Below are 17,823 nucleotides of genomic sequence, written 5' to 3' on the forward strand. Positions count from 1 at the left end.
AATTTACTCAGGGCGTGCTTTTCGGAATGGCATTTTTCATGCGGTCTTTGCCCACCTCGATGACGTGGCGCATGGCTTTGATCGCAGAACCTTCGTCGCGTGCAGCGATGGCGTGGACGATGCGCAGGTGATTGGAGGCGATTTCCGAAATCGTCTCTGGCGATGACGCAGGCGATGACAATTTGAAAGATATGGCCAGTGCTGCTTCGATCAGGCCGCTGGCAGAGCGCATGAAGGGATTGCCGGAAATGCGGGCGACGGCAAGGTGAAATTCCAGATCGACCTTGGCGATGGTTTCCGGCGTATGGCTGACATTATCGAACTTGGCCGCGATGGTGTAAAGTGTGACGATGTCCTCACTTGAAGCGTGACGGGCCGCAGCGGCTGCCGCTGCCGGTTCCAGCGCCAGCCGGATTTCTGCCAGATGGGTGATGAATTCGGGGTCCAGCCCCGCATCGCACCGCCAGCCTAAAACATCGGGGTCGAAGAAATTCCAGCTGGACTTTTCAAGAACGCGGGTTCCCACTTTTGCCTTGGGTTCCACGAGGCATTTGGCCGCCAAGGTCTTCATGGTTTCGCGCAATACGGTGCGGGACACGCCGAAACGCAGGGAAAGCTCCGCATCGTTGGGAAGAAGAGAGCCTTCCGGTATGCGCCCCGAAACGATTGCGCTGCCAAGTTCAGCCACGACATGCGCGTGGCTGCTGCGTCGCTTTCGTCCGGTGATCGTCGTTTCCAGCAGCCCCAATAAACAGCCTCCGCTCGGTTTAAGCTGGGTGTGCCCCGGCCAGTCGTCTGTTTGAATACCAGATGATTGCGCGTTGCAACACGATGAATATGAACAGCAGTATGCCGATAACGATTTTCGTCCACCAGGACGATAATGTTCCGTCAAAAACGATATAGGTCTGAATCAATCCCTGTATCAGCAAGCCCACAAAAGTACCGGCCACCAGCCCGGTGCCGCCCGTCAGCAACGTGCCGCCGATCACCACCGCCGCAATCGCATCCAGCTCCACGCCAACCGTTGCCAGCGAATAACCGGACGAGGTGTAAAGCGTGTAAACAATGCCAGCGAGGCCAGAGAGAAAACCGGAAAGCGCATAAATGCCGATCGTCGTTCGTCCAATCGGAACGCCCATCAATTCCGCAGATTGCTGGTTGCCGCCAAGCGCATAAATATTGGCGCCAAACCGCGTGCGGCTGGCAACAAGCATTCCCACGGCGAAGACGATTAGCATCAGAATGGCAAGCCCGGTCAGCCGCCCACCGCCGGGAAAGCGGAAATAGAAACCCTGTATCGCATCGATAACCGGGTGCGAAATCGGCACGGATTGGGTCGAGATCAGATAGGCCGCGCCGCGTGCCAGAAACATGCCCGCCAACGTGACCACGAATGGCGGGATCGACAAAAACCGGATCATCGCGCCCATCAGGCAGCCGAAAATGGTGGAAATCACCAGCACAGCGGCGAAGGCCAGCAGCGGATGAACATTGTATGTGCCGACCAGCACGGCCACGAACACACTGGCGAAGGCGATGACGGATCCGATGGACAGGTCGATGCCGCCAGAGAGAATAACGAAGGTCATTCCCACGGCAGCGATGCCGAGAAAGGCGTTATCGGTCAACAGATTGCCGACAACCCTTGTCGATAACATTGCAGGATACTGCACGACACACAGCGCATAAGCGATAATGAAAACCGCAAGCGTGGTCAGGAACGGAAGATTACGGGTGTGGATCATCGCGCCGCTCCCTCGTGATTGACTGTTTTGGAGGGTGTGACCGGGTTAGGCGCTTTGCGAGATTTCGCAAAACCAATAACCGTCATGATGGCCGGCGATTGCAGGGTCAGCACAACGATGATGATGCCAGCCTTGATGATGAGGTTGAACTCCGGCGGAAAGCCGGACACCAGAATGCCGGTGTTGATGGTCTGGATAATCAACGCGCCAATCAGAGAAGCGGTTATCGAGAAGCGTCCGCCATTGAGCGACGTGCCGCCGATGACGACTGCGAGAATAGCGTCAAGCTCCAACCAAAGACCCGCATTGTTGGCATCCGCGCCGCGAATGTCCGCGGTCACGATCATGCCTGCCACTGCGGCACAAAGGCCCGATACGGCATAGACAAAGAACAACAGAAACCGTGCCCGCACACCCGCAAGTGCGGCAGCGCGTCGGTTGATGCCTGTGGCTTCGATGAGGAAACCAAGCGCGGATTTGCGCACCAGAATGCCGACAAGCAGAGCCGTCACCACCCAGATGATGACGGGCAGGGGAATGCCCGCAAATGCGCCGGAGCCAATGGCAGAGAAGCTGTCATTGTTGAAGGTCAGAATAACGCCTTCGGTAATCAACTGCGCGATACCGCGACCGGCCACCATCAAGATAAGTGTCGCGATGATAGGCTGGATGTCGAGAAGCGCAACCAGAATGCCGTTCCAGATACCGCAGGCGATGCCAACTGCCAGCGACACGGCAATAACCGTTGGAATGGAATGGCCATTGCTAATCAGCATGGCCGCAACTGCACCACATATGGCAATCACAGCGCCGATGGACAGATCAATGCCTTTGGTTGCGATCACTAGCGTCATGCCGATGGTGAGCAAAGCCACGGGTGCGGCGCGCACCAGAATATCGATGAGACTGCCGTAAAGACGGCCATTCTGAAGTGATACATTCAGAAAGCCGGGAGAAATCGATGCGATGGCAGCGAGAATAATGGCCAGCGCAATAAGTTGCGGCGCGAGGCGTTTCAGCCGGGCAGTAACACTCTTCATCACGCGGCCTCCGTTCTGGATGCACTGGCGATGGCCTGCATGATGTTATCGGCGGACACGTCTTCTCCCTTGAGTTCCGCGACATGGCGGCGGTCGGACAGCACGATCACGCGGTGTGCAACAGCCGTCAGTTCTTCCAATTCCGATGAAATGACGATCAGCGACATGCCCTGTGAACAGAGCCGTTCGATCATTTTCAGAATTTCCGCATGAGCACCGATATCGATGCCGCGTGTCGGCTCATCCAAAATGAGAAGACGAGGCTCGGTCGCCAGCCATCGCGCCAATATGGCTTTCTGCTGGTTGCCACCGGACAGGAACTTGATCGGGCGCTCCGTATCAGCGGGGCGAATATCCAGCGATTTGATGAAACCCTCAGCCAGCGCACCCTTTTGGCGTTTCGATAAGGGCCGCGTCCATCCCTGCCGGGCTTGCAAGGCCAGCGCGATATTATCCGAAACGGAAAAATCACCGATAATGCCATCTGTCTTGCGCTCTTCAGGACAGAAACCGAACCCGTGATCAATAGCAGCCTCCGGCGAGGTAATTGCCACCGTCTTGCCGTCAATACTGGCGTGACCGCCATCCGGCTTGTCGATGCCGAACAGCAGGAACGCGGTTTCCGTTCGGCCTGATCCGAGCAGCCCTGCGATGCCGACGACTTCGCCAGGTCGAATATCCAGATCGAAAGGCTCGACACTGCCGCGTTTTCCGTATCCTTCGAACCGGATCGGCGGTGCCCCTTCGGTAATCGTGTCTTCTGTGGCTTGGCGATTATGGGTCGCGTTTTGAAGCTCGCGGCCCAGCATCATGGAAATGAGTTCGCCGCGCGGCAGTTCGGAAATGGTCCGCGTGCCAACCAGCTTGCCATTGCGCAACACCGTTACACGGTCGGCAATGTCGTAAACCTGATTGAGAAAATGGGTGATGATGACGATGCCCAGACCTTCCGCGCGCAACTGCCGCAGCACGGTAAAGAGCATCTCCACCTCATGGCCGTCGAGGCTGGCCGTCGGCTCATCCAGCACCAGCACCTTGCCGGAAAGATCTACCGCACGGGCAATCGCAATAATCTGGCGTATGGCAACGGAATAGCTGGAAAGTAGGGCGTCGGCATTGATGGTTAGCCCGTATCGGGCCAAAAGCTGTTCGGATTTTACCCGCATTTCACGCCGGTCTATCAGGCCAAAACGGCGCGGTTGCCTGCCCAGAAACAGGTTTTCGGCAACGGTAAGATTTTCGAGGAGATTGACCTCCTGATACACGGTGCCGATGCCCAGCGTCTGTGCGTCTGCAACATTGGCGGGAGATATCTCTGCGCCCTCAAGGCGGATGGTGCCGCGATCGCGGTGATACACGCCGGTCAATATTTTGATGAGCGTCGATTTGCCCGCGCCATTTTCACCGAGCAAAGCATGGACTTCACCCCGGTTGAGATTGAAGTCAACATTATCAAGCGCTGCGATGCCGAGGAATGACTTGCCTATGCCGCGCGCTTCCAGAAGGGAGCTGGTTTCGGACATTCTGTATTTCCTGTATAAAATGCCGGTGGGAACGGCGCGCAAACGCCGTTCCCGAAGTTAAGGACCTGGCTTAGTAGCCAAGACCCTTCTTCTCCTCATAAACCTTCGTCGGATTGTCAGATGCCGTGTAGAGCTTGGACTCTGTCTGAATCCACTTCGGCGGCTCTTTCTTGTCCTTGAGGTAGGCTTCCAGCGCATCGAATGCAGGGCCAGCCATGTTTGGCGTGAGTTCCACCGTGGCGTTGGCTTCACCGGCTGCCATGGCCTTGAAGATATCTGGAACGGCATCGATGGAGACGATCTTGATATCTGTGCCCGGCTTCAAGCCAGCTTCCTTGATGGCCTGAATGGCGCCAACGGCCATGTCGTCGTTGTGTGCATAGACTGCGCAAATGCCCTTGCCGCCGCCTTCTGCCTTGATGAAGCTTTCCATGACTTCCTTACCCTTGGTGCGGGTAAAGTCGCCGGTCTGCGACCGCACGATCTTGATGTTGGCGTGGGACGCAATGCCGTCCTCGAAGCCCTTCTTGCGGTTGATGGCAGGCGAAGAACCCGTGGTGCCCTGCAATTCTACGACCTTGCAGTCTTTCGAACCAACGTCCTTGGCCAGCCATTCGCCAGCGACCTTGCCTTCGTGAACCTGATCGGACGTTACGGCTGTCAGATACAGGCTGTCGGGGGCTTCGATCTGGCGGTCGAGAAGGATCACGGGGATCTTCTCTTCCTTGGCTTCTTTCAGGACCGCATCCCAGCCGGTTGCAACAACCGGTGCGATGAAGATGGCGTCGACACCTTGTGCGATAAAGCCGCGAACGGCTTTGATCTGGTTTTCCTGCTTCTGCTGCGCATCCGCAAACTTCAGCGTAACGCCGCGCTTTTCAGCCTGCTGTTTGGTCACGGTCGTTTCAGCCGCACGCCAGCCGGATTCAGAGCCGATCTGCGAGAAGCCAACGGTAAGGGATGCTGCGGAAACGCCTGATGCCAGACATGCGGAAAAAGCGACAGTAAATGCCGCGAGTGCTTTTTTCATCTTAATCCTCCCAGAGATGAATTCGCTATGACAAGGCTGATATGAGCATATAGTATTACCTTTGAAAAGGGATTTTTGCACGTTTTCTGATATTATGATGCCATGCTGTGCTGAGGAAACAGGAATTTCCTATTAGATTACAATAAATCTTGACCCTAAAATAATTGTTTTTTGGCGTCCTGCTGAGGTCGACAGTTTGCTTGACAAGCAACTATTGGGCAAAATAGTAATACGAATACCGAATGCTGATCCGGGGCATTGACCGTTGAGGTCAATTGCCGCAGATGAGAGTGGGCAAGAGAATAATTCAGGGCGGAAATTTCGTGAGTATCGTCATTCACTGCTTTCAGAAGACGGGCCGCTGCCGGCGATGTCCTCAGCTGGATGTGCCGTGCGCGCCTGACCGCCGAGGCCACTTTCTCTCGCGCTCATCATAAGGTCGTCGCAATCATATCGTCCTACCCGTTCGCCACTTCTGGCTGGAGACCAAAATAATGACAGACTCGAACAACCTACCCACAACACAGGTAAAGGGCGGTAAGCTGCGTTCGCGCGCATGGTTCGATAACCCTGATAACGCGGATATGACGGCGCTGTACCTTGAGCGCTACATGAATTTCGGCCTTAGCCAAGCAGAATTGCAGTCCGATCGTCCGATCATCGGTATTGCGCAGACGGGTTCTGACCTGTCGCCGTGCAACCGCCACCACCTTGAGCTTGCCAATCGTCTGCGCGAAGGCATTCGCGAAGCGGGCGGCATCGCCATCGAATTTCCGGTTCACCCCATTCAGGAAACCGGCAAGCGCCCAACTGCCGGTCTTGATCGCAACCTTGCCTATCTCGGCCTCGTCGAAGTGCTGTATGGCTATCCGCTCGACGGCGTTGTGCTGACAATCGGTTGCGACAAGACCACGCCTGCCTGTCTTATGGCGGCGGCCACCGTTAACATTCCAGCCATCGCGCTGTCTGTCGGCCCGATGCTGAACGGCTGGTTCCGTGGCGAGCGCACCGGCTCCGGCACCATCGTCTGGAAGGCTCGTGAACTTCTGGCGAAGGGCGAAATCGATTACGCAGGTTTCGTCAAGCTCGTCGCATCTTCCGCACCGTCCACGGGTTATTGCAACACCATGGGCACAGCGACGACGATGAACTCGCTGGCCGAAGCCCTTGGTATGCAGTTGCCGGGTTCGGCTGCCATTCCAGCGCCATACCGTGACCGTCAGGAAATTTCCTACCTCACGGGTCTGCGCATCGTCGATATGGTCCGCGAAGACCTGAAGCCTTCCGACATCATGACGAAGGATGCATTCATCAACGCCATTCGCGTCAACTCGGCCATCGGTGGTTCCACCAATGCGCCTATCCACTTGAACGGTCTGGCACGTCATCTGGACGTCGAACTGACTGTGGATGACTGGCAGACCTATGGCGAAGAAGTTCCACTTCTCGTTAACCTTCAGCCTGCCGGCGAATATCTGGGTGAAGACTACTATCACGCAGGTGGTGTTCCAGCCGTCGTCAACCAGTTGATGACCCAAGGTCTCATCAAGGAAGACGCAATGACCGTGAATGGCAAGACCATTGGCGACAATTGCCGTGGTGCCATCATCGAAGACGAAAAGGTCATTCGTCCTTTCGACAAGCCATTGAAGGAGCGCGCCGGTTTCCGCGTTCTGCGTGGCAACCTCTTCTCGTCTGCCATCATGAAGACAAGCGTGATCTCGCCTGAATTCCGCGAGCGTTACCTGTCCAACCCGAACGACCCGGAAGCCTTTGAAGGCAAGGCCGTGGTGTTCGATGGTCCTGAAGATTACCACCACCGCATCGATGACCCATCGCTGGGTATCGACGCCAACACGGTTCTCTTCATGCGCGGTGCCGGTCCAATCGGTTATCCGGGTGCTGCCGAAGTCGTCAACATGCGCGCACCTGACTACCTGCTGAAGCAGGGTGTCTCGTCGCTTCCTTGCATCGGCGATGGCCGTCAGTCCGGCACATCGGGCAGCCCGTCCATTCTCAATGCATCGCCTGAAGCTGCGGCTGGTGGCGGTCTTGCGATCCTCCAGACCGGCGACCGGGTTCGTATTGACGTCGGCAACGGCAAGGCCGATATCCTGATTTCCGCTGAAGAACTTGCCAAGCGTTACGAGGCACTTGCAGCCGATGGCGGCTACAAGTTCCCCGACCACCAGACCCCATGGCAGGAAATCCAGCGCGGCCTCGTGGGCCAGATGGAAACCGGCGCGGTTCTGGAAAATGCCGTCAAGTATCAGCGCATCGCCCAGACCAAGGGCGTACCACGCGACAACCACTAAGGGTCGCTCTAGAAACTAAGAAGCCACCGGCTGAGAAATCAGCCGGTGGTTTTTTGCTTTTTTCCAAGGCTAACATTCCCGTCATTCCCGTCATTCCGGCCTTGAGCCGAGCCGCGTCTGCGGCGAGAAAGAGTTTTTGCGATCAAGGACTTGATCGCACTGAATCCCGCATCAAGTGCGTGATGACGGAGGGAGGGTTGGGTATGTCTCACGCTCTATTCAGCGTGCATCACCGTAACATCACCACCGCGCGTGATCTTCACCGCCGATAGTCGCCTGGTCATAAACGCCCCTGTATCAACATTGAGGCGGTTGTCGGCGAGGGCAACACTGCGCACAGGCGTATGGCCATGCACTGTCAAAAACAGATTGTCCGCTGCCGGAACGGTCTGCTCCTTGGGGCGTATCCATAAAAGATGCTTGTCCTGCTGGCGTTGCAGCGGAACGCCGTTCAACACACCTGCGTGCACGAAACAATAGCCGGGCACTGCGAGCAGCGACGGCAGCGACGAGATAAAGGATATGTGGCTAGTCGGTATGTGCTGCTGGAGCAGCGCCCGCAACTGGGCCATATCTGCCGGTATCTCGCTTATTCCATAGGAGCGCAGGGTTTCCACGCCGCCGAATTCAAGCCAGAGATGATCTCTTCGCGGATTGTTGAGGAAATCCAGCATCGATTCCTCGTGGTTTCCCGCAAGGCAGAAGCGCTCGATATCGCCGGTCATCGGTTTCAAAAGTTCATCGATGACGGCGGAGGATTTCGGGCCGCGATCAACATAATCACCCAGCATCACGATCCATTTGGAGCCGTGCTGCTGGGCGGCATCCGCCAATATTTTCTGTTGCAGTGCTTGCAGCAAATCGAAACAACCGTGCACATCGCCTATCGCATAAATGATATCCGGCTTGTCGTGCGAAAAGAGTTTCCTGCGCATCTCTGTGGGTGGCATTATGGGCGGACCTTCTTCGCGGTGCTGGCTTGGTCACAAAATTCTATCGGAATATATAATCATTATGCTTAACGTGGCATTTACAGTGAGATAGAGGTGAAGCTTCTCCCTAAAAACGTCTAATTTTACATATGTTTTGGCATTGCCGTTCACGGGCGATGGGGGGATGAGGACTATGCCGCTACAAAATCGCGTCGATCCATTCGGAGAAATTCTCGATTTACCCTTGCGCGGTCTGTTTACCGGCAACCGGGGCATTATTCACGATCCGCAAACCAAGACGCTGAAGAGCAAACGCTGGACATCCAAAGCGTGGCTGGTGTGCAATTGTAGTTACAAGAATGTGCGCCGCGATGTGATGGCGACACGAAGCTGGACGGAGCTTTTCTTTTTCGATGAGGCTACGGCGCTCGCTGCTGGCCATCGCCCCTGTTTTCAATGCCGCCGCGATGATGCGGATCGGTTCCGGGCCGCCTGGGCCATGGGCAACAAGACGCCATTGCCGTCGGCTGGGGATATCGATGTCGTTTTGCACAAAGAGCGGCTCCAGTCCCGCCGCAAACGCCTGAATATGCTGCTTTCACCCCTCAATGAACTGCCGGATGGCGCGATGATTGCTGCTGGCGGTGATGCTTTTCTTGTTACGAAGGGAAAGCCGTATCGTTGGGGCGCGCAGGGTTACGAACATGCGACCACCTTACCCTTCGTCGACGGATTGCTGACGCCACCGTCGACGATTCGCACCTTACGAGCCGGTTATCGCCCCTTGCTTCATCCATCTGTAAACGCCTTGAACATGTTGACTGCCGTATGATGCAAGACCTGTTCTCAAGGCTGGATGCTGAAAAGCCTTCGCGTGAAGAGATGGCCGCAGGTGCATGGCTGCTGAACCGCTACGCCTTGGAAGACGCGAACAACTTGCTGCAAGAGATAGAAGGCATTTCGGACGCGGCTCCGTTCCGGCACATGGTCACACCCGGTGGTTTTTCCATGTCGGTTGCCATGACGAATTGCGGAACATTTGGCTGGGTCGCGGATCGCCGGGGATATCGTTATGAAAAGAACGATCCGGTCAGCGGAAAAATGTGGCCTGTCATGCCGGATCGTTTCATGACGCTGGCGGTCAGTGCAGCAAAACAAGCCGGGTTTCCTGATTTCGTCCCCAACGCCTGCCTCATCAACCGTTATGAGCCAGGCGCGAAAATGTCGCTGCATCAGGATAAGGACGAGAAGGATTTCACCAATCCCATCGTCTCGGTGTCGCTGGGTCTACCTGCCACGTTTCAGTTCGGCGGGCTGGATCGCAAGGACGCGGTGCGCAAATATCTGCTCAATCATGGTGATGTCGTCGTCTGGGGTGGGCCATCGCGCCTGTTCTATCACGGCATTCTGCCTTTGAAGGAAGGCGTGCATGAAAGCGCAGGGCGGGCACGTTTCAATCTCACCTTCCGGCGGGCGGTTTTATAGGGCGCCGGAAACGTATTTGCTGCTGTTGATGAAAGCCCAGATGTCTTTGCTGATATCGGCGATTTCCGAAATCGATCGTTCGAGCAGCTGTATCTCTGCAGCATCCACCGGCTCCACCTTGCCGTAACGAACCTGCTTGTCATCCTCCACAAGCCTCATGAGTTGCGTGCTGGAAATGTCGCCATTTTCATCGAAGGAATAGATACAGTGATTATACTTGTTGCGCGTCTTTGACTCTTTCTTGAGACGCGCCATCGCGCCGAGAACTGCCTTTCTGTCGGCGGCCGATGTGGATCGAAGCTTGGCAAGGCGTTCGACCAAATCCATGCGTGCCCGCGTCGTGTTCAGCGTGAGAAATACGATCACGGCGGCTTCTTTTTCGACCTTGAGAAGATGCGCGATGACGTAGATCAGAAGGCTTTCCGTGTTCGTCCACACATAGTTGAGGCGACCGACCAGCAACAAAACGTCAGACATCGCCGCCATTTCAACTCTCCCGCCTACACAAGACCTCCATCATACAGCATTGGCCCGAAAATCGATAAGGATTTTCAGGCCAATGTGGGAATTCAGCAGGTTAGCGAGAGTTGTTTTACCGTTCCTTGAATGCTCTGGACATGCTGTCTTCGATGGGCTTGACGAGATATTCGAAGAAGGTGCGCGAAGACGTTTGTATCAACACGTCCGCGGGCATTCCGGGAACCGGGTGGAAGCCATGCACCTTGGCAAGTTCTTCATCCGATATCTGAACGCGAACGATATAGACGTCCTTCACCTGTAGCCCCGAATTTTCCTCGATACTGTCGGCAGAGACATAAAAGACCTTGCCATCCAACACCGGCGTCGTGCGGCGGTTGAGGGCTGAAAGGCGAACCGCTGCTGTTTGGCCTTCATGCAACTGATCGATGGAGGTTCGCAGAACTTGCGCTTCGAGAATAAGCGGAACGTGGGCCGGCAGAATTTCCATGATGGGTTTGCCGGTGGTGATCACGCCGCCCGCGGTGTGGTAATAGGAGCGAATAACCGTGCCGTTGACGGGTGAACGGATGATCGTGCGGTCCAGAATTTGCGATGCCTCACGCAATTGCTGGCGCACGCCGTCAAGATCGGCTTCCGCGGTTTCCAGCGCATCCAGTGCTGCCTGCTTGGTCGAGTTGACAGCAATAACCGCTTCCTGACGGTACTTCGCGATTTCCGCTTCGCTCTGGTTCATTTCACCATCAAGTCGGGAAATGTCACCCATAGCATCGGCGATAGCGCGTTCCAGCGCCAGCATATCCGTTTTACGAATAACGCCATCTCTCGCAAGCTTTGCTTTGGAATCCCGTTCCTGTTCCAGAAGTGATTGCTGACGCTCAAACGATGTCTTCTGTCCACGATATCCCGTAAAACGAAACTCGAGGGATTTTATATTTTTTTCAACCAGATTGAGCTGCTCTTCCAGCTTGATCTGCTTGCTGTGAAACACAACGTTCTGGCCCTGAATGATGGCATTTACATCGGGATCGCTGGCTTGCGCCATCACGATGTCGGGTATTTTGAACGTTTTTTCACCCTGCGCTTCGGCACGCAAGCGCGTGACGATCGTTTCAAGACGAAGTTGTTTCAGGTTAATCATGCGCTCGTTCGAGAGTGCGGCTGTTTTGTCGAGCACGACAAGAACATCCCCCTCTTTGACGACATCACCTTCGCTGACCATCATTTCCTTGATGATGCCGCCTTCAAGGTGCTGAACGATCTTGTTGCTGCCGGTTGCGACAAAGCTGCCTTGCGCAATGATGGCAGAGGCCAAAGGTGCCGTGCCTGCCCAATACCCAAAGCTGCCGAACGAGGCGAACAGCACGGCAAGTCCTGTCACGCTATACATGCGGATGGAGCGCGGCACTTCGCTATACCATTCCAGCTGCCCGGTTTCCGGCTTCTTTTCTTTTTTCTTGAAAACCATGACTTTTATCCCTCGATTTGCGGAGATTGATTTGTCTGCGGACCTCTATTGCCGGATAGCGCTTTCAGCACCTCCATCCGCTCGCCGAACATGGCAACGGAGCCGTCTTTCAGAACCATGATCTTGTCCACGCATTGTAAAAGGGCAGGGCGCTGGGTGATCGTGACGGTGGTAATGCCCTGTTTCTTGGCATGAAGTATTGCTTTCGCCAGCGCCTGTTCCCCATTGGTATCAAGGTTGGAGTTCGGCTCGTCCAACACCACGAACTTCGGATCACCAAAGAAGGCGCGGGCAAGGGCGATGCGCTGTTTCTGTCCACCGGAAAGTGGTGCGCCATCTGCTGCAACCACGGTCTCATAGCCTTGAGGAAAGCCCGCAATCAGTTCATGCACATCAGCCAGCACCGCAGCTTCGTAAATCTGCCTGTCTTCCACATCGTCACGCATACGGCAGATATTGGCTTTGATGGTGCCGGGAAAAAGCTGCACGTCCTGCGGAAGATAACCGATGCTTTCACCAAACTGCCGCTGGTCCCAGTTGCGCAGATCCATAAGGTCCAGGCGCACGTTACCAGAGGTTGGTATGATGGAACCGACGAGCATCTTGCCAAGCGTTGTCTTGCCAGAGCCGGAATTCCCGATAATGGCCAGCGACTCACCCTTTTTCAGAGAGAAGGAGATACCGTTCAGGATCACCTTTTTCTGTGGTGGAGGGACGAACAGAATGCGCTCCACATCCAGTCGGCCTTCTGGGTTGGGTAGGCGAAGACGTGGAAAGTTGAGGGGAGAGCTGATCAGCAATTGCTTGATGCGCCCATAGGCCGAGGCGGATTTGTTGAACTGGTGCCAGCCTTCGATCGCGCCTTCGATGGGCGCAAGCGCACGTCCGGAAACGATGGATGCCGCAATCACCATGCCGCCTGTCAGTTCACCCGCAAGCGAGAGATGCGCACCCCAGCCCAGCAGCGCAACCTGGGTAATCATGCGGCAGGCTTTGGAAACGCCGGAGAACATGATGTTGCGGTCTTGCGCCGCGACATGCGATTTCAGCGAGCCGGCGGTTTCACGACCCCACATTTTAACGGCCTCCGGGATCATCGCCAGAGCGTTGATGATCTGGGAGTTGCGCGACATGCTATCGAGGTGAAAGTTGGCGCGGCTGAGATAGCCGTTCGCTTCGGAGAATTGGCGTGCCGTAAACTTCTGGTTCAGCCATGCGATGATGAAGAGCACTGCGCAACATGCCATGATGATGATGCCGAGATGGGGGTGAACGAGATAAACCACCAGCACGAAAAGCGGCATCAACGGCGCATCCAAAAACGCAATCAGCGTCCCTGATGTCAGAAATGAACGAAGTTGCTGAAGGTCTTGAAGGGTTTGATAATCCTTGCCGGTCCCGTGCAGCGAAGCGCGGGCCGCCGCACTGAGAATGGGGGCGCCGAGCTGAACTTCCAGTTCCACCGCCGTGCGCATCAGAATGAAGCGGCGGATCGAGTCCATAAAGGCTTGCAGTAGAACCGCGCCGATAACGGCTATCGTCAGCATCACCAGCGTATCCATGGAACGGCTGGTCAAAACGCGGTCCGAAATCTGGAACAAATAGAGAGGAATTGCCAGCAGCAAAACGTTGATCGCAACGGTGAACAGCATCACAATCACCATATTGCGGCGAATTGCGGCTATGCCTTTCGCCAGGCTTGCTGCGAAGTTGACCGGCTCACTGCGTTTGTGAAAACCGTGCTGGTTTCCACCGCCGCCACCGCCGCCGCCGCCGCCGCCGCTGAAATCCGGTTCCTTGCCGCCACCGCCACCACCCGTGGTGGGTCGGCGTTCGTTTTCACGAATTGGACCGTCATTGTTGTCGATGGTTTTGGCAAAGGGGATTTCCGGGCTGGATTTGAGATCAGCCTTTTCGGTCGGGGCTTCTCGCGACAGCGGTGAAACGGGCGCAATCTCAGGTTCCGGGGACACGCGCGCTTCGATGACTATCTCCGGTGTCGGTTTGGGCTCAGGTTTAGATTCTGGCACCGGTGCTGCGTCTGCCCTCGTCGCAGATGAAAGCTGACGTAAATTATCCACCGCATCATTTATGGCGGTAATGCAGGCTTCTGTCAGGTCCTTGTCGATCTCACCGTCTTTTCCACCGGTGAGGTCAAGAACGCGCCCCTGCTCGATCTTGTTTCTCGAAATGTGATCCATTTCAACGTTCCCCTGAAAGGCCTATCAGGCCACAGCCGTTTGCATGACATCCACTGGATGAGCCTGTGACCAAGAAAGGTCATGTCCAGACGTGATCGTGACATCGTTGTGATCGTTGGTCGGATCGCCATCGTCCAGAAAGGCAATGACTTCGTTCGCCAGTTGGCCACCGGCCTGATGCGGCTGCGCTGGGTCATGTTCGATAATGCCGCCCTGAATAAGAATCGCATCGGAATAGAGGTGACCTGCGACATAGGTGGAACCACCGAAGCTGTCGTAATCGGTGATGCTGGCAACATTGACCACGGTATTGCTGCCGGTATCGATATGGATGGTGGCATTCTCGTTGTTCGCAAGAACTTTTGACGCCGCCAGCGTTACATCGTCGGAATCTCCCAGCACGCTCACCTGCTTGATGTAGGTGACGTCATAAAGATTGCCGGTGATGTAGAGAACGTTGAGACCTGCGTAGCCTGCGAAGTTTGGATCCGTTGACAGACCGTCCGGCATGTGTGGGTCGCGGTCGTTGATCGCCTTTGCCGCCTCGACCATATAATCCGGCATAGCGTCGAAACGATCGTTGGCGCCAACATTGTGGATCGACGCTTCATTCCAGATGAGGTTATTGCCGGATTGGACCACGCTGCCCGATGATGCGCCTTCAAGCGCCCGCGCCCAGTCATTGTCGTAGAGAATAGCGATCTGGGAAATCATGTTCATATCGATGACATTGCCACCGACGATGACCAGATCATACTGCACTCCGATGCCAAGGAAATTCGCCAGATTAACCGCGCTGTTTCCACCCGTCAGCACACTCACATCGGCACCGGCAGTCGTAACCGTCATAGTGTCGTTATCGCTGATGAAGTGGTACTGCTCGATCCAGTGAACGAAGGAGACATCGCCTTCAATGTAGCTGACGCGCCATGCCGTTGGGAAAATCGTGGCCTCGGTGGAGCTGTCGGAGCTACTGCTCTCGGTGCCTTCGCCCCAAACGGTTCTTTGGAACGTTGCGATATTGTTGGCAACAGTTGCCGCATGATCTTCGTGTGTTGAAAATGTTGAGCCGATTTGGTCGCGGTCGCTGTAGACGTACGATTGCGTGATCGCATCAATCTGGTGGTAGTCACCCATGACAGCCGTTACGGGTGCTATGATACCCGTGTTGGTAATGGCCACGATGTTTGCCACCAGGTTTGCACCTGCGGCGACATCGAGACTATTGCCGTCCCCATTATGGACTTCGATTGGGCCGTCATGTTCCTCCGGGTCACCCGGTGGCTTGGCAATGCCGCGGTCCGGCATGAAATCGTTGACGTCAGGTCGCGCCTCGACAGCCACACCGTTCATGTAGGTGCCGCTGATGGAGTGGGATGCCAGAACAAAATCTTGATGCTCTCCCGTGCCGAGCGATGAAACATCATTCTCTCTCGCATGGTCGATGTAGTCGTGCAGGTCTTTCGAAATGGCCTGAAGGCCTTCATACGTGTCTGTGCGATGATAGCTGCTGAACGGGTTGAATTGCGCCGCCTCTGCGTAGAACTCCATCGTGCGCAAGGTGACAAACGAGGTGTCACGCATCGTGTTCACGCTATCTGTCATGTTCAGATAGTCATCATCCTGCAACAGATTCAGTTGCGAAACATGCGCGATCACAGAACCAGGACCGGCATAAAGCATAAGTTCCGGCTGTTCCTCGTAACCGCCGCCCTGACCGGGCATTTTGTAATGTGGGACAACGAGGTCACGCGAGGCGATTTCCGAGAGCCTGCGAAGGGCATCCTCAAAGGACTGCGCCTGACGTGCGTGCGAATAATGCAAATCATAATGTCCGGCACGATATTTCACGCCCGGATCGTAATCCTCAAGGGGATTGTTATAGCTATCGTAAAAACTTCTCACATCGTCTGCTGGAGGCAAAGCATTCCCATCTAGGGGAGCGTGTCCTTCCGAGTAATGCGTTCTCATCCGTGCTTCATCGATATATGTCTCGAAGAAGCCGATGAACTGAGTGATCATTTCAGAAATCTTGTCGGTGTACATGATGAGTCCCTCCTCCTCAAACCCGCTTTGGTCTAGCTGCCGGTTTTACGGCCGGAAATCGGCCTTGGGCGGCATTGCCGTTCAACGCGGTCTACCGGTTGTTCAACCGGAAACTGCACCGGCTTCCGCCGGTGCAGTCTTTTGATCTAGAGAGAGAGGTATTAGGAGCCGGTATCGTCGCCAACGCTCGAAACGTGAGAGTCGTGACCGACAGAGCTGCCTTCGAAGGAGTTGGTGAGAAGGTTTGCACCCTGCACCAGTTCCAGATGAACACCGGAGTTTGCGACAATAGCCGAAGCATTTGCCGAAGCCGCGCTGGAGACGTCATCGCCCGCCTTGAGATCCCAGCCCTTGCCGTCAATATCCATGCCGCCAGCATCAGCCGAGCCGCCATCTGCTTTGAGATGGTTGTCAAGATACTGGTTGTCCATCGTGATGTTGTAGGCAGTATCCTGATCTGACAGATGGTTGGCCTGAATTGCATTGAATGCAGAGTCATTGCCTTCGCCATTCAGCGAGTTGTTCAGGATATTGTCGACATTCAGCGAGAAAGAGAAATCATCGCCGATATCGAAAGCGATATCGCCACCAGCAACGCCAAGGTTTCCGACATCTTTGACATGCTCAATAGTCGAGAAGTCGTAGTCGCTTTTTGTGGTCGTGTCGTTGAAGCTGTCGGTGGTCGTCTTGATGTCCGTATCATTGTCAGTATAGCTGAATGTCTTGGTATCGGTGTCTGTGTGTGTGTTCGTAACAACCTTCGTGTCGTTGTCGCTGTACGACTTGCTGTCATAGCTCCAGTCGTAGTCGCTCTTCACGGATGTGTCGTTGTCGTTGATGGTCTTGTTGTTCGAATTCGTGTCGTTGTCGCTGTAGTTGGAAGTCGACGTTTTGCTGTCATACTCCCAGTTGTAAGCGTTGTCGCGGTTGTTGCCGTTGTCGGTCGCAACTTCGATCTTTGCGTCAACATCCACATTGGTGCTGTGGTCATCATAGGTGTTGTCGCGGTTGCCACCATTGGCAACGCCAACGTTGCTGTCATCGACCTTGCTGTCCTCGGTTGCTGTGTTGGCAAAACCGTCAGCTAGAGCGCCAACTGTGGTGATTTCGTCGCCAGATGCGGCTGGCTGATGTGGTTGTCCCATTTCAAGTTCCTCCGAAAAAGTTCGGAGCAGCTTTCGAAATCCCTCTCATCTTAAATGGGATTTTACTCGCGCTCACTCCGAGGTTCAAACAGTAACAGACGTAAACAGTACGGATCGTCTGCGGCTTGGTCGCCTGAGTTTCCAGGCTATTGCTTTTGGGAATGCGCAAGACACGGTCACGAACATGCGCATATCCAACTCCACAGTCGCGAACGATTGCAGATTTCATGCTTCAGCTTGTCTGGTCGTTTTTTCGGATTGGCCCGTTACATCTTACGCAAACACAAGTGATGAAGTTGGGCCGAACCGGTTGCTGTCTGTTGCAACGGGGCCGAATGTGTCTGAGATGGTCATATGTTTCCAGTTGCTAAATGGGATTAAGCATTCGGTAACCACTGTGATTAGGGGTGCTG

At 55.1% G+C, this 17,823-nt stretch carries 14 protein-coding genes; 3 read left to right on the forward strand and 11 right to left on the reverse strand.

Translation table 11 applies throughout. The features are described 5' to 3' along the window. Window positions 1–7: 7 nt before the first annotated feature. From RMR16_RS22440 to ytfQ, 5 genes are all read right to left on the reverse strand, one after another. Window positions 8–748, reverse strand: a complete 741-nt coding sequence (locus RMR16_RS22440) for a FadR/GntR family transcriptional regulator (RefSeq protein WP_320197826.1) — start codon at window positions 746–748, stop codon at window positions 8–10. A 19-nt stretch (window positions 749–767) separates the two neighbouring features. After that, on the reverse strand, window positions 768–1,748 hold the full coding sequence (yjfF, locus tag RMR16_RS22445; RefSeq protein ID WP_320197827.1) for a galactofuranose ABC transporter, permease protein YjfF: 981 nt from the start codon (window positions 1,746–1,748) through the stop codon (window positions 768–770). Continuing rightward, a complete protein-coding gene (locus tag RMR16_RS22450; protein ID WP_320197828.1) occupies window positions 1,745–2,788 on the reverse strand; it encodes an ABC transporter permease in 1,044 nt (347 codons plus the stop codon). Before RMR16_RS22450 ends, yjfF begins: the two co-directional genes overlap by 4 nt. Beyond that, complete coding sequence (locus RMR16_RS22455) at window positions 2,788–4,311, reverse strand: sugar ABC transporter ATP-binding protein (RefSeq protein WP_320197829.1); 1,524 nt, start codon at window positions 4,309–4,311, stop codon at window positions 2,788–2,790. Before RMR16_RS22455 ends, RMR16_RS22450 begins: the two co-directional genes overlap by 1 nt. A 70-nt stretch (window positions 4,312–4,381) precedes the next feature. Continuing rightward, entirely contained in the window at window positions 4,382–5,347 is a 966-nt protein-coding gene (ytfQ, locus tag RMR16_RS22460; RefSeq protein ID WP_320198006.1) for a galactofuranose ABC transporter, galactofuranose-binding protein YtfQ, read from the reverse strand. Window positions 5,348–5,835: 488 nt separating this feature from the next. Here ytfQ and RMR16_RS22465 point away from each other — a divergent pair, with 488 nt between their 5' ends. Continuing rightward, window positions 5,836–7,656 carry an IlvD/Edd family dehydratase gene (locus RMR16_RS22465; protein WP_320197830.1) on the forward strand — a complete coding sequence of 607 codons (1,821 nt, stop codon included), beginning with the start codon at window positions 5,836–5,838 and terminating at the stop codon, window positions 7,654–7,656. A gap of 215 nt (window positions 7,657–7,871) precedes the next feature. Here RMR16_RS22465 and RMR16_RS22470 read toward each other — a convergent pair whose 3' ends face one another. Beyond that, window positions 7,872–8,606 (reverse strand): metallophosphoesterase, encoded by a 735-nt coding sequence (locus RMR16_RS22470; protein ID WP_320197831.1) that lies wholly within the window; start codon window positions 8,604–8,606, stop codon window positions 7,872–7,874. 175 nt (window positions 8,607–8,781) lie between these two features. On the opposite strand from RMR16_RS22470, the gene RMR16_RS22475 reads away from it, so the two are divergent. Together RMR16_RS22475 and alkB are read left to right on the forward strand one after the other, a co-directional pair. Further along, on the forward strand, window positions 8,782–9,420 hold the full coding sequence (locus RMR16_RS22475) for a hypothetical protein (RefSeq protein WP_320197832.1): 639 nt from the start codon (window positions 8,782–8,784) through the stop codon (window positions 9,418–9,420). Beyond that, window positions 9,420–10,073 (forward strand): DNA oxidative demethylase AlkB, encoded by a 654-nt coding sequence (alkB, locus tag RMR16_RS22480; RefSeq protein WP_320198007.1) that lies wholly within the window; start codon window positions 9,420–9,422, stop codon window positions 10,071–10,073. The genes RMR16_RS22475 and alkB overlap by 1 nt, the downstream gene beginning before the upstream one ends. Here alkB and RMR16_RS22485 read toward each other — a convergent pair. The 5 genes from RMR16_RS22485 to RMR16_RS22505 all read right to left on the reverse strand — a co-directional run bounded on the left by RMR16_RS22485 (window position 10,068) and on the right by RMR16_RS22505 (window position 17,410). Then, window positions 10,068–10,559, reverse strand: a complete 492-nt coding sequence (locus RMR16_RS22485; RefSeq protein WP_320197833.1) for a hypothetical protein — start codon at window positions 10,557–10,559, stop codon at window positions 10,068–10,070. The genes alkB and RMR16_RS22485 overlap by 6 nt on opposite strands. A 106-nt stretch (window positions 10,560–10,665) precedes the next feature. Further along, window positions 10,666–12,018, reverse strand: coding sequence for an HlyD family type I secretion periplasmic adaptor subunit (locus tag RMR16_RS22490; protein WP_320197834.1), 1,353 nt, complete (start codon window positions 12,016–12,018; stop codon window positions 10,666–10,668). Between the two features lie 5 nt (window positions 12,019–12,023). Beyond that, window positions 12,024–14,219: a type I secretion system permease/ATPase gene (locus RMR16_RS22495; protein ID WP_320197835.1), complete on the reverse strand. Its 2,196-nt coding sequence runs from the start codon at window positions 14,217–14,219 to the stop codon at window positions 12,024–12,026. Window positions 14,220–14,243: 24 nt separating this feature from the next. Further along, window positions 14,244–16,265, reverse strand: a complete 2,022-nt coding sequence (locus RMR16_RS22500) for a hypothetical protein (protein ID WP_320197836.1) — start codon at window positions 16,263–16,265, stop codon at window positions 14,244–14,246. A 161-nt stretch (window positions 16,266–16,426) separates the two neighbouring features. After that, window positions 16,427–17,410 (reverse strand): fibrinogen-binding protein, encoded by a 984-nt coding sequence (locus tag RMR16_RS22505; protein WP_320197837.1) that lies wholly within the window; start codon window positions 17,408–17,410, stop codon window positions 16,427–16,429. Window positions 17,411–17,823 lie beyond the last annotated feature (413 nt).

Origin of the sequence: Agrobacterium sp. rho-13.3 (assembly GCF_033957765.2) — a bacterium.
Classification (GTDB): domain Bacteria; phylum Pseudomonadota; class Alphaproteobacteria; order Rhizobiales; family Rhizobiaceae; genus Agrobacterium.

Coding starts and splice junctions, on each gene's coding strand:
- yjfF (WP_320197827.1), bottom strand. CDS start 1,748: ATGATCCACACCCGTAATCTTCCGTTCCTGACCACGCTTGCGGTTTTC.
- RMR16_RS22450 (WP_320197828.1), bottom strand. CDS start 2,788: ATGAAGAGTGTTACTGCCCGGCTGAAACGCCTCGCGCCGCAACTTATT.
- RMR16_RS22455 (WP_320197829.1), bottom strand. CDS start 4,311: ATGTCCGAAACCAGCTCCCTTCTGGAAGCGCGCGGCATAGGCAAGTCA.
- RMR16_RS22465 (WP_320197830.1), top strand. CDS start 5,836: ATGACAGACTCGAACAACCTACCCACAACACAGGTAAAGGGCGGTAAG.
- RMR16_RS22470 (WP_320197831.1), bottom strand. CDS start 8,606: ATGCCACCCACAGAGATGCGCAGGAAACTCTTTTCGCACGACAAGCCG.
- RMR16_RS22475 (WP_320197832.1), top strand. CDS start 8,782: ATGCCGCTACAAAATCGCGTCGATCCATTCGGAGAAATTCTCGATTTA.
- alkB (WP_320198007.1), top strand. CDS start 9,420: ATGCAAGACCTGTTCTCAAGGCTGGATGCTGAAAAGCCTTCGCGTGAA.
- RMR16_RS22485 (WP_320197833.1), bottom strand. CDS start 10,559: ATGGCGGCGATGTCTGACGTTTTGTTGCTGGTCGGTCGCCTCAACTAT.
- RMR16_RS22490 (WP_320197834.1), bottom strand. CDS start 12,018: ATGGTTTTCAAGAAAAAAGAAAAGAAGCCGGAAACCGGGCAGCTGGAA.
- RMR16_RS22495 (WP_320197835.1), bottom strand. CDS start 14,219: ATGGATCACATTTCGAGAAACAAGATCGAGCAGGGGCGCGTTCTTGAC.
- RMR16_RS22500 (WP_320197836.1), bottom strand. CDS start 16,265: ATGTACACCGACAAGATTTCTGAAATGATCACTCAGTTCATCGGCTTC.
- RMR16_RS22505 (WP_320197837.1), bottom strand. CDS start 17,410: ATGGGACAACCACATCAGCCAGCCGCATCTGGCGACGAAATCACCACA.